Below are 13372 nucleotides of genomic sequence, written 5' to 3'. Positions count from 1 at the left end.
GGGCCGCGGTGACCGCCATCGCCGCGCACGGCCCGGCCGGCCTGGTCGTGGTCGACGACAGTGCGAACTTCCTCACGCTGCCCTGGGACGGGCCGCTGGCCGAGGCCGCGCCGCTGGTCACGGGGGAGGAGGGCTTCGCCCGGCTGGCCGCCGCGGACGTGGTGGTCCGCTCGCCCGGCGTCCCGCAGACCCACCCGTGGCTGGTCGAGCTGCGCCGGCGCGGAGTGACCGTGACGCAGGGGACGGCGCTCTGGATGGCCGACCACGCCGACCGCACCGTCGGGGTGACCGGCAGCAAGGGCAAGAGCACCACGTCCAGCCTGATCAGCCACCTGCTCGCCGCGGTGGAGCGGCCCAACGTCTTCGGCGGCAACATCGGGGTGCCGACGCTGGACCTGCCGGAGGCCGAGCTGTACGTGCTGGAACTCTCCAGCTATCAGTGCAGCGACCTGACCGACTCCCCCCGAGTGGCGGTGGTCACCGCGCTCTTCCCCGAGCACCTGGACGCGCACGGCGGGGAGCGGGAGTACTACCGGGACAAGCTCAACCTGATCGCGTACGGCCCGCGGACGGTGGTGGTCAACGGCGCCGACCCGCGGCTCGCCCTGGAACTGGGTGACCGCGCGGCAGTGCGTGCCGGCACCCCGGACACCGCCCACGTGGCCGGCGGTCCGGACGGCACCCCCTGGTTCCACCTGGCTGACCAGCCGCTCTTCCCGCGCGCGGTGCTGCCCCTGGTCGGCCGGCACAACGAGGGCAACCTGTGTGTCGCGCTCGCCGTGCTGGACGCGCTCGGCGTCGACGTGGTCGCCCGCAAGGACAGCCTCGCGGTGGCCGTCGCGGAGTTCCAGGGGCTGGCCCACCGGCTCACCGAGATCGCCGACCCGTCCGGCCTCACCTTCGTCGACGACACCCTCGCCACCAGCCCGTACGCGGCCATGCACGCGATCGACGCGTACGAGGGGCGGCCGTTGACGGTGATCGTGGGCGGCACCGACCGGGGATTGGACTACGGCCCGCTGCGTGAGCACCTCGCCGAGCGGGAGATCACCGTCATCGGCATCCCGGACAGCGGGCCCCGGATCGTCGCGGCGCTCGCCGGGCTGCCCAAGGTCCGCGTCGAGGTGGTCGACGACCTGGTCGACGCCGTCCGGCTGGCCCGCGAACTCACCCCCGCCGGCGGGGTGGTGCTGCTGTCCCCGGCGGCGCCGAGCTACGGCCGGTTCCGCAACTGGGAGCACCGCTCCGAGGTCTTCGCCCAGGCCGTCCGGGACACCGCCGCCGGCTGAGCGCCGAGGGCGCCCGCCGCCGGGCGATCCGCCCCGGTGCAGGCCGGGCAGCGAAGGGCGATCTGGCGCTGTCGCCGAGCCGGAGGTTGCCACCGCGGGGCGGTCACGGACCGGGCGGCCCGACCGGGCCCGTCGGGCGCAGCGCGGCGTGCAGGGCGCGCATCGCGCGGATCGCCGAGCGGATCTCCTGTAGGTAGCGCCCCGGGGTGGGCGCCGGCTCGGGCAGCGCCGCCAGCGCCGGCAGGGCCGGGTCGACGCCCACCGTCTCGATCCCGCAGCGGTACGGCAGGGCCAGGGTGCGCAGCGCGTCGCAGTGCTGGAAGGGCACGTAGATCGGCGCGGTCACCAGCAGCACCGGGTCGCCGGGGGAGAGGCGTACCCGCCCGGCCCAGAAGCGCTGGGTGTCGGCGGTGTGCGCGCGGCGTCCGGGCTCGCTGGACGGGGCGGCGAGCACCCGCACCGGCGGGGTGCCGGCGGGCCGGTAGGTGCGCGACGACCAGGAGTGGTGCGGGTGGCCGGCGTCGTGACCGTCCTCCTCGGGCGGGCCGGTCACCCCGAACGCCCGGCGGACCGCCGCGTCCAGCGCCGCCACCTCGGTCTCGCCCGGCTCGACGCCGGCGTCGGCGAGGACGCGCCGCTCCTGCTCGGACAGCGGGCGGAAGCTGCCCAGCGCGGCGACCTCGCCGGTCACCGCGGTGCCGTTGCGCACCAGGTGCGCGGCGTACGCGACCCGGCGCAGGCAGCCGTGCGCCAGCCCACCCAGCACCACCAGGTGGGCGTACGCCGGCCGGGCCGGCGCCGCCGGACGGACCAGGCCGAGCGCGGTCGCGGCGGCGAGCACCAGGCAGGTGGTGCCCGGGTCGAACGTGGGTTCCCGAGCCTCGGGCCGTTCCCGGCCGCCCCGGAAGTCCCAGTACCGCCCGGAGAACTCGTCCAGCCCGGCCAGCACGTCGGCCAGGTCACCGGCCGGCCAGTCGCCGCCGAAGCGGTCGACCAGGGCACGCAGCGGCGGCGAGTCCACCCAGGCCCGTACGCCGGCGGCCAGCTCCGCCTCGGTCACCCCGGCCGCCCCGGTGGGCAGCGCCACGTCCCCGATCCGCACCGCCGGATCGTACCGGCGGGCCGGGACCGGACCCGCCGCTGACCACGGTCCGTTGTGGATCGGCCGTACTCTGTCGTCATCGAATCGACCCCGGAGGTTGCCGATGGCAGACGATGTGCTGCGTCGACGTCCCAGGGGCCGCACCGGGTCGGCCAGCGGCCTGGTCCGGCTGCTGGCCCACACGGATCCGGTGGCGCTGATCGGTATCGCGTTGTCGATCTCGCTGTCCGTCACGCTCGACCTCACCAACGCCGCCACCGGGGTGGAGTCGCTGCTGGCCGGTTTGATGGGCGTCACCATCTCGCTGCTGGTCGACTCGCTGGCCCGCGCCGAGCGCCGGTTCCACCTGCGGACCCTGCTGGAGGGCCCGACCTGGCTGGTGCACGCGGTACCGCCGCTGGTCACCGCCGCGCGGGAGGCGGTCGAGGCGCACCCGGGTACCCGGGTGGCGGAGGAGACCCGGCGCCGTTTCGAGCGGTTCCGGGCCGAGACCGAGCAGCTGCGCGCCGGGCGGATCGTCCGGCCCGGTGACGACTACGAGGACCTGCTCGCCGGGATCCGTGACTGCGCCCGGTCGATGGACGCGGTGACCCACGTGATGCCCCGGGCCAGCGGCGAGTTGAGCTGGTGGCATAGCGACATCGGCCGGACGTACTGGGCGGCCAACGTGGAGGCGCTGGTGCGGGGGGTGCGGATCACCCGCATCTTCGTCCACGCCGCGATCTCCGACGAGCTGTCCGAGTTGGTCGAGACGCAGCGCCGGGCCGGGGTCCGGGTGGGGCTGCTGCGCTGGGGTGCCGTGCGGCCCGATCTGCACGTCAATCTGGCACTCTGGGACGGGACGAGTGCCTGGGAGCCGACGATGAGCGCGCACGGTGAGATCAGCCTGAACCAGTTCTCCGTCAACCCGCAGGACCTGGAACGGCTGCGGACGGCCTTCGCGGCCTGCGCCCGGGAGGCGACCTACCGATGACCGACGGGGACGCGCGGCGGGTGGGCCGGACATGACCTGGGGTGCCGTCCTGCTCGTGACGGCGGTGGTGTGGGCGGTCAGCCTGATCCGCTCGGTACGGCTGCGGGCTCTGGTCTACAGCCTGCCGCTGCCGATGACGCTGGCCCTGGTCACCACCGGGTACGAGGTGGACGGCGCCCAGCTGCTCGGGGTGCTGGGCCTCAACCTCTTCTTCGTCACCGTGGCGCTGACCCACCACCGGCTGCGCTGGCCGATCCTCCTCGCCGACCTGGCCGGGGTCGGCGGGTACGTGGCGCTGAGCGCGGGTCTGCTGGCCGTCCCGGTGCCGTTCGAGCCGGCCCTGGCCGGCACGGTGCTCCTCTGGCTGCTGGCCATGGCGGTGCTGCGCCGCCGCGCCCGCCGCACCGCTCCCGTGGGTGGTTCGCCGGTTGCGGCGCAGCCGGTCGACGCGCGCCGGAACGGCCTGCCCGCGCCGGCCAAGCTGGTGGTGATCTTCCTCGGCGCGGTGCTGACCGCGCTCCTCGGCCAGCTGCTGCGCGGCATGGTGGTGACCTTCCCCTACTCCGGGGTGCTGGTCGCCGTCGAGGCCCGCCACCACCTGGCTGAGTTCAGCCGGCACTTCGCCCGCAACAGCCTCGCCCTGGTCGGCTTCCTCACCGCCTACCACTACCTCCAGGGCGTGTCGCCGGCCGTCGCCCTGGCCGCCGGCTGGGCCGCGTTCGGCCTCGTCTCCAGCGCACTGCACCTGCCGCTGCGCGGACGGCGGCGCCGTACCGGCGCCGCGGGGCCTCCGGCGGCACCGGCGGCACCGGCGGCCCGGCCGGGCCGGGACGGGCCGCCGGCCGGCGAGGCGGCCGGGAGCGCCGTCCCGGCCGGGGGCGCGCCGGCTGGCAGCACGGAGAACGGTCGGGTGCCCACCAACCCGCCCCGCAACGAGCGGGAGGCGCGGCGCCCGGCGGCCGGCCTCAGCGGGCCCATCCGCCGCCGGGATATGCCGGTCGGCGACGACCTCGGCCGGGGCGGCTGACCGTTCACCGCCCCCCGGCCGCCAGCTCCGCGATCCGGGCCAGCGGTTCGGCGTACGCGGGCCAGTCCAGCCCGTCCACGCTCAGCTCGGCCCGCCGGCGTACGCCATCGACCGCCCCGGCGTGCAGCACGATCGCGGCCAGCACGTCGTAGGACCACTCGGGGCGGAGCAGGTCGCGCAGGATGCTCACCTCGGGGCGCAGCAGCGCCAGCGCGCCGACCAGCGCCGCGGCGGCCCAGTTCGAGGTGCCGCCGACGAGCAGGGCGTCGCAGTCGACCCCGCACCGGATCCGCTCGCCCCGGTCCACCACCCGGGCCACCAGCTCCGCCGGCAGCCGGCCCATGCCCAGCTCGTTGCCGCCGTCACCGATGCCGATCCGGTAGCCGGGACCGGCGGCGTAGAGCCGGTCCAGGGAGGCGGTATGCCCGCCGATGTCCTCGCCCCGCATGTTGCGCGGGCGGCCGTCGGCGCTGGGACCGACCCGCTCGCAGGCGATCAGGTGCGACAGCCCTGCGTAGCGGGGCAGCGCGGCGTCAGCCCAGGCGTCGTACCCGGTCAGGGGAGCCACCTCCAGCGGGGCGTCGCAGCCGGCGGCGGCCAGCGCGGCGTCGAGCACCGGCGCGCACGGTGCGTCGGTGACCAGCCGGACCTGGCCGCCCAGCGCCCGCAGCGCGGCGGCGAGCTGGACCGCCCCGATCGGGCCGTCGGTCTCCGCGGCGGGCGGGTCGGCGGCGGGGATGAAGAAGCCGGTGAACACGGCCGCGTCGAGAGTGGATCGCCCGGCGATCGAGCGGGCGGCGGCGAGCAGGTCGCCCGCGACCGGCGCGGCCAGCTTGGCGCTGCCCCGGCCCACCTCCCGCGCGGCCACCCGCTCCAGCTCGGCGATCGTTTCCTCCACCCGCACGGCACACCTCCTCGACAGCGCCGGACCGACCCAGGGTATGACCGCGAGCCGGTTGACGCGCTGTCAGGCCGGGGCCATCGCCGCGCTACACAGTGCCAGTTGTCCGATCCGTCGGAGGGTGAAAGCGTGCGGTAACCGCGAACGCCGCTGAGAGGTGCGCCGATGACCGACGACCTGCTGGCCCGGCACCGGGCCGTGCTCCCGTCCTGGATGCCGCTCTACTACGCCGAGCCGATCGAGCTGGTCTCCGGTTCCGGCCGCCGGGTGACCGACGCCCAGGGGCGCAGCTACCTGGACTTTTTCGGCGGTGTGCTGACCAACATGATTGGCTACGACATCCCGGAGATCCGCGAGGCCGTCGAGCGGCAGATCCGCACCGGCATCGTGCACACCTCGACGCTCTACCTGATCCGGCAGCAGGTGGAGCTGGCCGAGAAGGTCGCCCGGCTCTCCGGCATCCCGGACGCCCGGGTCTTCTTCACCAACTCCGGCACGGAGGCGAACGAGGCGGCGCTGCTGGTGGCGACGAACCACCGCCGGTCGCACCAGATCCTCGCGGTGCGCAACAGCTACCACGGCCGGTCGTACGCGGCGATGGGCGTCACCGGCAACCGCGGCTGGTCGGCCAGTGCGCTGAACCCGCTTCAGGTGGCCTGGCTGCACTCCGGCGAGCGGCTGCGCGGCCTGCTGGCCCGGCTCGACCCCGCCGACCGGATCGAGGCGGCGGTGGAGGACCTGCGCGAGGTGCTCGCCACCCAGACCGCCGGCAACGTGGCCTGCCTGATCGCCGAGCCGATCCAGGGCGTCGGCGGCTTCGTGCACGGCCCGGACGGGCTCTTCGCCGCCTGGAAGAAGGTCCTCGACGAGCACGGCATCCTGTTCGTCTCCGACGAGGTGCAGACCGGCTGGGGTCGTACCGGCGAGCACTTCTGGGGCTATCAGGCGCACGGCGTCACCCCGGACCTGCTGACCTTCGCCAAGGGCGTCGGCAACGGCTTCGCGCTGGCCGGCGTGGTCGGCCGGGCCGACGTGCTGGAGTCGGTGCCGGCGATCAGCTTCTCCACCTTCGGCGGCAACCCGGTCTCCACTGCTGCCGGCAACGCGGTGCTGGACTACCTGCTCGACCACGACCTGCAGGCCAACGCGGCCCGCACCGGCGCGATCCTCGCCGACGGCCTGCGCGCCGCGGTGGCCGGGCTGGACTGCGTCGCCGAGGTACGCGGCAAGGGCCTGATGCTCGGCGTGGAGTTCGTCCGGCCGGGGACCACGGAACCGGACCCCGCGCTGACCACCCGGGTCTTCGAGGCGTGCCGGGCCGGCGGCCTGCTCGCCGGCAAGGGCGGCCTGTACGGCAACGTGTTGCGGATGGGTCCGCCGCTGACGCTGACCGAGGACGAGGCCCGCGAGGGCCTGGCGATCCTGGTCGACGCCATCCGCTCCTGCGCCCAGGCGGAGGTGGCGCCGTGACCACGATCGGCCATTTTGTCGACGGCAAGCGGGTCAGCGGCGCCTCCGCGCGGCGGGGGGAGGTGTTCGACCCGGCCACCGGCCGGCGTACCGGCGAGGTGGAGCTTGCCTCGGCCGCGGACGTGGCGGACGCGGTGCAGGCCGCCGCACGGGCGGCCCGGGCCTGGCGCGACGCCTCGCTGGCGAAGCGGACGGCGGTGCTGTTCGCCTTCCGTGAGCTGGTCAACGCCCGGCGGCACCGGCTCGCCGAGGTGATCACCGCCGAGCACGGCAAGGTGCTGGCCGACGCCGCCGGCGAGGTGCAGCGCGGCCTGGAGGTGGTCGAGTACGCCTGCGGCATCCCGTCGGCGTTGCGCGGCGGGTTCAGCGAGAACGTCTCCACCGAGGTCGACTCGTACAGTCTGCGCCAGCCGCTCGGTGTGGTCGCGGTGATCTCCCCGTTCAACTTCCCGGTGATGGTGCCGCTGTGGTTCATCCCGGTCGCGGTGGCCTGCGGCAACGCGGTGGTGCTCAAGCCGAGCGAGAAGGACCCGAGCGCGGCGCTGCTGCTGGCCGAGTGGTTCGCCGAGGCCGGCCTGCCCGACGGGGTGCTGAACGTGGTCAACGGCGACAAGGAGGCGGTCGACGCGCTGCTGGACCATCCGGACGTGAAGGCGGTGTCGTTCGTCGGCTCCACCCCGATCGCCCGGTACGTCTACCAGCGGGGCACCGCCGCCGGCAAGCGGGTGCAGGCACTCGGCGGGGCGAAGAACCACATGGTGGTGCTCCCCGACGCCGACCTGGACCTGGCCGCCGACGCGGCGGTGAACGCGGGCTTCGGCTCGGCGGGGGAGCGGTGCATGGCGATCTCGGCGCTGGTCGTGGTCGAGCCGGTCGCCGACGCCCTGGTCGGGAGGATCGCCGAGCGGATGGCCGGGTTGCGCACCGGCGACGGCCGGCGCGGCTGCGACATGGGCCCGCTGGTCACCGCCGCGCACGCGGCGAAGGTCCGCTCGTACGTCGAGGCCGGGGTGGCCGCCGGCGCGGTGCCGGTGGTCGACGGGCGGGACGTCGAGCCGGACGGGGACGCGGCCGGGTTCTGGCTCGGCCCGACGCTCTTCGACCACGTCACCCCGGAGATGTCGATCTACACCGACGAGATCTTCGGCCCGGTGCTCAGCGTTCTCCGGGTCGGCTCGTACGGCGAGGCGGTGGAGCTGGTCAACGCCAGCCCGTACGGCAACGGCACCGCGATCTTCACCAACGACGGTGGGGCCGCCCGGCGTTACCAGCACGAGGTCGAGGTGGGCATGGTCGGGATCAACGTGCCGATCCCGGTGCCGATGGCGTACTACTCCTTCGGTGGCTGGAAGTCCTCGCTCTTCGGCGACCTGCATGCGCACGGCGAGGACGGGGTTCGCTTCTTCACCCGGGGCAAGGTGGTCACCAGCCGCTGGCTGGACCCCCGGCACGGCGGGGTCAACCTCGGCTTCCCCACCCAGATCTGAGCAGCCGCAGGGTGCCGGCCCCGGCCAGGTACGCCACCAGGGCGGCGGCCGGCAGCCCCAGCGGTTCGGGCGCGAACTTCGGTGCCTGGGCATTGACCACCAGGCCGTACGCCACGGCGGTGAAGCCGGCGGCGGTGAGCACGCTGCGCACGGTCGCCCGCCGGCCGGGGTCGGCGGCTCGCCCGTCTCCCCGCGGGCGGTGGGCCTTGCCCGGGCGTCCGCCCGCGGTCCGGCTGCTGCCCGTCTCGATCCGGCCGAAGACGGCGACCAGGGCGGCCAGCACCACCGTCAGCATCAGCACCCAGGGCACCCGCCAGGCCAGCCAGGCGGTGGTGTCCACCGCCGGGGTGGGCAGCCAGCCCACCGCGTCCAGCGCGCCCACCAGCAGGATCGCGGCGGTCAGGTGCCAGAGGAAGACGGTCAGCACCACCGCGTTCACCGCGATCACCGCCTGCCAGGGCCGGGAGCGGTGCAGCCAGCGTTCGGCCGGGTCACGCAGCAGCAGGATCAGCCCGAGCTGGGCGGTGGTGACGGTGAGCAGCGCCAGGCTGGGTGGCGCGGCGTTGTCCAGCCGCTCGCCGGGCACGTTGAGCATGCTGACCGGGTACGGACCCACGCCGGTCAGCAGCACCGCGGCGGCCAGCCCACCGAGCAGCGCCGCCCACCCGGCCCGCCGGGACATCGGCAACCGTCGGGTGCGCAGGCCGCGCCCCGGGTCGGGCCGCGCCGGCTCGGGGTGCCCGGGCCGCGCGGGGCTGTCGTCCCGCCCGAGCCGGTCGGCGTGGGCGTCGTACCAGGCGAAGCCGAGCTGGTGGACGGCGAGCCAGCCGAAGAGGTAGTTGGGCAGCGCCAGATCGGCCGGGCCGACTGCCCGGCCCACGTCGCCGAGGGTCACCAGCGCCGCCAGCACCAGCGGCACGGCCAGCCCGAAGCGCCGGTGCAGCGCGTGCATCGGCGGGGTCAACGGGACCACCACCAGGTAGGCGGCGAGGAACCAGAGCGGGATGGTGGCGAACCAGACGACGGGGCGGATCAGGGTGGCCTCCACGCCGGCCAGCCGGGCCACCAGTGCGCCGGCTGCGAGTGTGAGCAGCAGGGCGGTGGTGGGGCGCAGCAGCCGGGCGCTCCGGCCCAGCAGCCAGTCGGTGGCATCGCCGCCACGAGCGCGGCGGGAGGTCAGCGACGCGGCGTTGGCGAACCCGCCGACCACGAAGAAGACCGGCATCACCTGGGCTGCCCAGGTCAGTGGGTACGCCCAGGGCAGTTCGGGCAGTGCGGAGCGCGCGGTGGGCCGCCCGGTGGCGGTCTCGTCGATCGCGGCGACCGCCCAGTGGCCGAGCATCACCATGATGATCGCGAGCGCCCGGAGCAGGTCGACGTAGCGTTCCCGACTGGCGGGCGTCCGCGCGGCGAGTTGCCGCAGTCGGCGCATGGATCCGAGCCTAGGCCAGGCCCGGTTTCGCTGGTGGTGATAACGGTTCGGTGGCCGGGTCTTGAAGTCCGCGCCCCGCTGCCGTAGAAATTCTTCAGCAAGATAGTGCTAACTGAAGACAAATTCCCCCTACACCTCGAACGGCGGACGCCACCCCCGCATCGGCGCCCGCCCGCACCGGACCCGAGGAGAGACCATGAACAGGCGTGACATCCTGCGGCGCAGCGCCGCTGCCGGCCTGCTGGCCACCCCCGCCGCCGGCCTGCTCGCCGGCTGCGCCACCGGTGGCGGTGACGACAAGGGCGATGCCGGCACCTACCAGGGCACCAGGAGCGAGCAGAACCCGCTGGGGGTCAAGGAGGACGCGCCGCTCGAGGTGGTGATCTTCAACGGCGGCTTCGGCGAGGAGTACGCCAAGGCCCACGAGGCCATGTACACGGAGAAGTACCCGAAGGCGAAGATCAACCACTCGGCGACCCAGGAGATCAGCAAGACCCTGCAGCCGCGTTTCGTCGACGGCACCCCGCCGGACGTGGTCAACAACTCCGGCGCCGGCCAGATCGACTTCAACGGGCTGGTGTCGCAGAACGCCCTCGCCGACCTGGGCGAGCTGCTCGCCGCCCCGAGCCTCGACATCCCAGGCAAGACGGTCAGGGACACGCTGCTGCCGGGCGCGGTCGAGGTCGGCTCGTACGACGGCAGGTTCCTGGTGATGAACTACACCTACACCGTCTACGGCATCTGGCACTCCACCAAACTCTTCACCGAGCGCAACTGGGAGTACGCCAAGACCTGGGACGACCACGTCGCGCTGTGCAAGCAGATCAAAGCCGCGGGCATCGCCCCCTGGACGTACGCGGGCGCGCACCCCCGCTACATGAGCTGGCCGTTGATCTCCACCGCCATCAAGTTCGGCGGGCCGCAGGTCGCCACCGCGATCGACAACCTGGAGCCCAACGCCTGGAAGTCCGACGCGATGAAGGCCGCCGCCGACGCCTGGCACCAGATCGTCAAGGACAAGTACATCCTTGAGGGCTCGCCGGGCCTGGACCACAAGCAGTCGCAGACCGCGTGGTGCCAGGGCAAAGCCGCCTTCATCTCCTGCGGCTCGTGGCTGGAGAGCGAGCAGAAGGACGTCACCCCGGCCGGGTTCAACATGACCGTCCAGCCGACCCCGAGCCTCGGGGCCGGCGACAAGCTGCCCTTCGAAGCGATCCGCGGCACCGCCGGCGAGCCGTTCATGGTGCCGGCCAAGGCGAAGAACCTCGCCGGCGGCCTGGAGTACTTCCGGGTGATGCTGTCGAAGAGGGGCGCGCAGGACTTCACGAAGAAGGTGTCCAGCCTGACCGTGGTGGCCGGCGCCACCGAGGGCGTCGAGCTGCCGTTCGGGTTGAGCACCGTGGTCAAGGCGTTGGACGCCTCCGGTGCCAACGGCTTCAACTGGGTCTACAACAACTACTACCGCAAGCTGGAGCGCAACCTCGTCGACGCCGCGTGCGGCGAGTTCTTCAGCGGCCGAATCGGCCCGGCGGAGTTCCTCGACCAGTGCCAGAAGGGCGCCGACTCGATCGCCCAGGACAGCTCGATCAAGAAGTACAAGCGGGCCGTCTGAGACCCGGTGCGGTGGGAGCGGGCCCACCCCGCTCCCACCGGGCCCGCCGCTGGGAGGTAGGACCTCATCGTGAGACATGGCAAGTACCCGCTGATCGTCACCTTCCTGGTGCCGCCGGTGCTGCTCTACGTCGTCTTCGTCGTATCGCCGTACCTGCAGGCGTTCCAGATCTCCACCACCGACTGGCTCGGCTACTCCGCCGACGCCAACTACGTCGGGCTGGCGAACTTCCGGACGCTGTGGAACGACGAATACGTCTGGAACGCGTTGCAGAACAACGCGGTCCTGCTGGCGCTGGTGCCGGTGCTGACGATCGCGCTCGGCCTCTTCTTCGCCACCATGCTCACCATGGGCGGCCGTAAGGGGCGGGCCGGCGTCAGCGGGGTGCGGGGCTCGGCCTTCTACCGCACGGTCTACTTCTTCCCCCAGGTGCTCTCGGTGGTCATCATCGCCCTGCTGTGGAAGGAGGTCTACCACCCGAACAAGGGGCTGCTCACCAGCGCCCTACACGCCGTCGGCCTCGCCGCGCCGACCTGGCTCGGCGACCCGAGGACCGCCTTCTGGTGTTTGCTGGCGGTGATGGTCTGGAGCAACATCGGCTTCTACGTGGTGCTCTTCGGCGCGGCCATGTCGGCGATCCCGAAGGAGATCTACGAGGCGGTGCTGCTCGACGGGGCCTCCCGGCTGACCACGCTGCGGAAGGTGACCATCCCGCTGTTGTGGGACACCGTCCAGGTCGCCTGGGTCTACCTGGCCATCTTCGCCTTGGACGGGTTCATCCTGGTGCAGCTGATGACCAACGGCGGCCCCAACTTCTCCACCGACGTCATCGGCGTGCGGATGTACGACACCGCGTTCGGCAGCGAGACCAAGTTCGGCTACGCCTCGGCGATCGGCGTGGTGATGTTCTTCCTGACCCTCTCGGTGGCGGTGCTGGCGCTGCGGGCCGGCAAGCGTGATCGGATCGAGTTCTCATGACCACTCTCGACAGGGCCGCACCGGCCACCCCGGCCGCCACCCCCGCCGACCGTCCGGTGCGTCGCGAGCTGGGCGTGGCCAACCTGCTCTCCCACGGCTTCCTGCTGTTCTGGGGCGCGGTGACCGTGCTGCCGCTGCTCTGGATGTTCCTCAGCTCCTTCAAGAGCAACGCGGAGATCCTGGCCGACCCGTGGGGGCTCCCCGGCGAGCTGCGCCTCGACAACTGGGCCCGGGCCTGGACCGGCGCGAACATCGGCCGCTACTTCCTCAACAGCCTGGTGGTGGTGGCCGGCTCGGTCAGCCTCACCATGCTGATGGGCGCCACCGCCGCGTACGTCTTCGCCCGCTACGAGTTCCGCGGCAAGCAGGTCGTCTACTACCTGTTCGTGGGTGGGCTGATGTTCCCGGTCTTCCTCGCCCTGGTGCCGCTGTTCTTCGTGGTGCGCAACGCCGGGCTCTTCGGCACCTGGACCGGGCTGATCCTGGTCTACGCGGCGTACTCGCTGCCGTTCACGGTCTTCTTCCTGACCGCGTTCTTCCGCACCCTGCCCACCACGGTGGCGGAGGCGGCACTGGTCGACGGGTGCGGGCACTTCCGGCTCTTCTTCCAGGTGATGCTGCCGATGGCGCGTCCGGGACTGATCAGTGTCGGCATCTTCAACTTCCTCAGCCACTGGAACCAGTTCCTGCTGCCCCAGGTGCTCATGCAGGGTGACGAGTCGAAGTGGGTGCTCGCCCAGGGGCTCTTCGCACTGTCGGTCAGCCAGGGCTACGCCGGCGACTACGCCCGGCTCTTCGCCGGCCTCACCATCGCGGTGGTCCCGGTGTTGCTGGTGTACGTCATCTTCCAGCGCCAGGTCCAGTCCGGCCTCACCGCCGGCCAGCTCAAGTAGCCGCCCAGCCCCACGCGATCGTGCCCCTGGGTCGGGGCGACGGCCGTGAGCCGGGGCCGACGCCGCCCTGTCGCGGGAGTCCGGGTGGACCAGTGTCCGGGCCCACCTGTCGGCGAAGGCGTGGCGGGTGTTGACCGCTTCTGATCTGATGGCCGGGTCCTGACACCACGGGCGCGGCGGCAGGCGGGTCGAGGGGAGCGGGTGGGCG

General features: G+C 73.0%; 11 protein-coding genes. 8 read left to right on the top strand and 3 right to left on the bottom strand.

Annotation, left to right across the window (positions count from 1 at the left end; translation table 11 throughout):
* The coding region (gene murD / locus C1I99_RS21220; RefSeq protein WP_233512629.1) for a UDP-N-acetylmuramoyl-L-alanine--D-glutamate ligase at positions 1–1289 on the top strand (1289 nt) is incomplete at its 5' end.
* A gap of 103 nt (positions 1290–1392) precedes the next feature.
* On the opposite strand, the gene C1I99_RS21215 is transcribed toward murD, so the two are convergent.
* The gene (locus tag C1I99_RS21215) at positions 1393–2391 is read right to left on the bottom strand and encodes a hypothetical protein (protein ID WP_233512628.1); all 999 of its coding nucleotides are present in this window, start codon (positions 2389–2391) and stop codon (positions 1393–1395) included.
* A 103-nt stretch (positions 2392–2494) separates the two neighbouring features.
* Between C1I99_RS21215 and C1I99_RS21210 the strand changes: the two genes are divergently transcribed.
* Positions 2495–3364 (top strand): hypothetical protein, encoded by an 870-nt coding sequence (locus C1I99_RS21210; RefSeq protein ID WP_146604009.1) that lies wholly within the window; start codon positions 2495–2497, stop codon positions 3362–3364.
* A 31-nt stretch (positions 3365–3395) separates the two neighbouring features.
* On the top strand, positions 3396–4391 hold the full coding sequence (locus C1I99_RS21205; RefSeq protein WP_111135969.1) for a hypothetical protein: 996 nt from the start codon (positions 3396–3398) through the stop codon (positions 4389–4391).
* 4 nt (positions 4392–4395) lie between these two features.
* Here C1I99_RS21205 and C1I99_RS21200 read toward each other — a convergent pair whose 3' ends face one another.
* On the bottom strand, positions 4396–5295 hold the full coding sequence (locus tag C1I99_RS21200; protein WP_111135968.1) for a glutamate cyclase domain-containing protein: 900 nt from the start codon (positions 5293–5295) through the stop codon (positions 4396–4398).
* Positions 5296–5457: 162 nt separating this feature from the next.
* Between C1I99_RS21200 and C1I99_RS21195 the strand changes: the two genes are divergently transcribed.
* The gene (locus tag C1I99_RS21195) at positions 5458–6762 is read left to right on the top strand and encodes an aspartate aminotransferase family protein (protein ID WP_111135967.1); all 1305 of its coding nucleotides are present in this window, start codon (positions 5458–5460) and stop codon (positions 6760–6762) included.
* On the top strand, positions 6759–8249 hold the full coding sequence (locus C1I99_RS21190) for a CoA-acylating methylmalonate-semialdehyde dehydrogenase (protein WP_111135966.1): 1491 nt from the start codon (positions 6759–6761) through the stop codon (positions 8247–8249). The genes C1I99_RS21195 and C1I99_RS21190 overlap by 4 nt, the downstream gene beginning before the upstream one ends.
* Here C1I99_RS21190 and C1I99_RS21185 read toward each other — a convergent pair.
* Complete coding sequence (locus C1I99_RS21185; protein ID WP_111135965.1) at positions 8221–9681, bottom strand: acyltransferase family protein; 1461 nt, start codon at positions 9679–9681, stop codon at positions 8221–8223. The two genes, C1I99_RS21190 and C1I99_RS21185, sit on opposite strands and share 29 nt — an antisense overlap.
* Positions 9682–9877: 196 nt before the next feature.
* Between C1I99_RS21185 and ngcE the strand changes: the two genes are divergently transcribed.
* The 3 genes from ngcE (at position 9878) to C1I99_RS21170 (ending at position 13164) form a co-directional block, all read left to right on the top strand.
* Entirely contained in the window at positions 9878–11293 is a 1416-nt protein-coding gene (gene ngcE, locus C1I99_RS21180) for an N-acetylglucosamine/diacetylchitobiose ABC transporter substrate-binding protein (protein WP_111135964.1), read from the top strand.
* Positions 11294–11362: 69 nt separating this feature from the next.
* Complete coding sequence (locus C1I99_RS21175; protein ID WP_111135963.1) at positions 11363–12271, top strand: carbohydrate ABC transporter permease; 909 nt, start codon at positions 11363–11365, stop codon at positions 12269–12271.
* A complete protein-coding gene (locus C1I99_RS21170; RefSeq protein WP_111135962.1) occupies positions 12268–13164 on the top strand; it encodes a carbohydrate ABC transporter permease in 897 nt (298 codons plus the stop codon). The genes C1I99_RS21175 and C1I99_RS21170 overlap by 4 nt, the downstream gene beginning before the upstream one ends.
* Positions 13165–13372: the final 208 nt, after the last annotated feature.

Origin of the sequence: Micromonospora deserti (assembly GCF_003236335.1) — a bacterium.
Taxonomy (GTDB): Bacteria; Actinomycetota; Actinomycetes; order Mycobacteriales; family Micromonosporaceae; genus Micromonospora; species Micromonospora deserti.
Note: the sequence above shows the minus strand (reverse complement) of the source record. Positions and strands in the feature narration are given on the sequence as shown.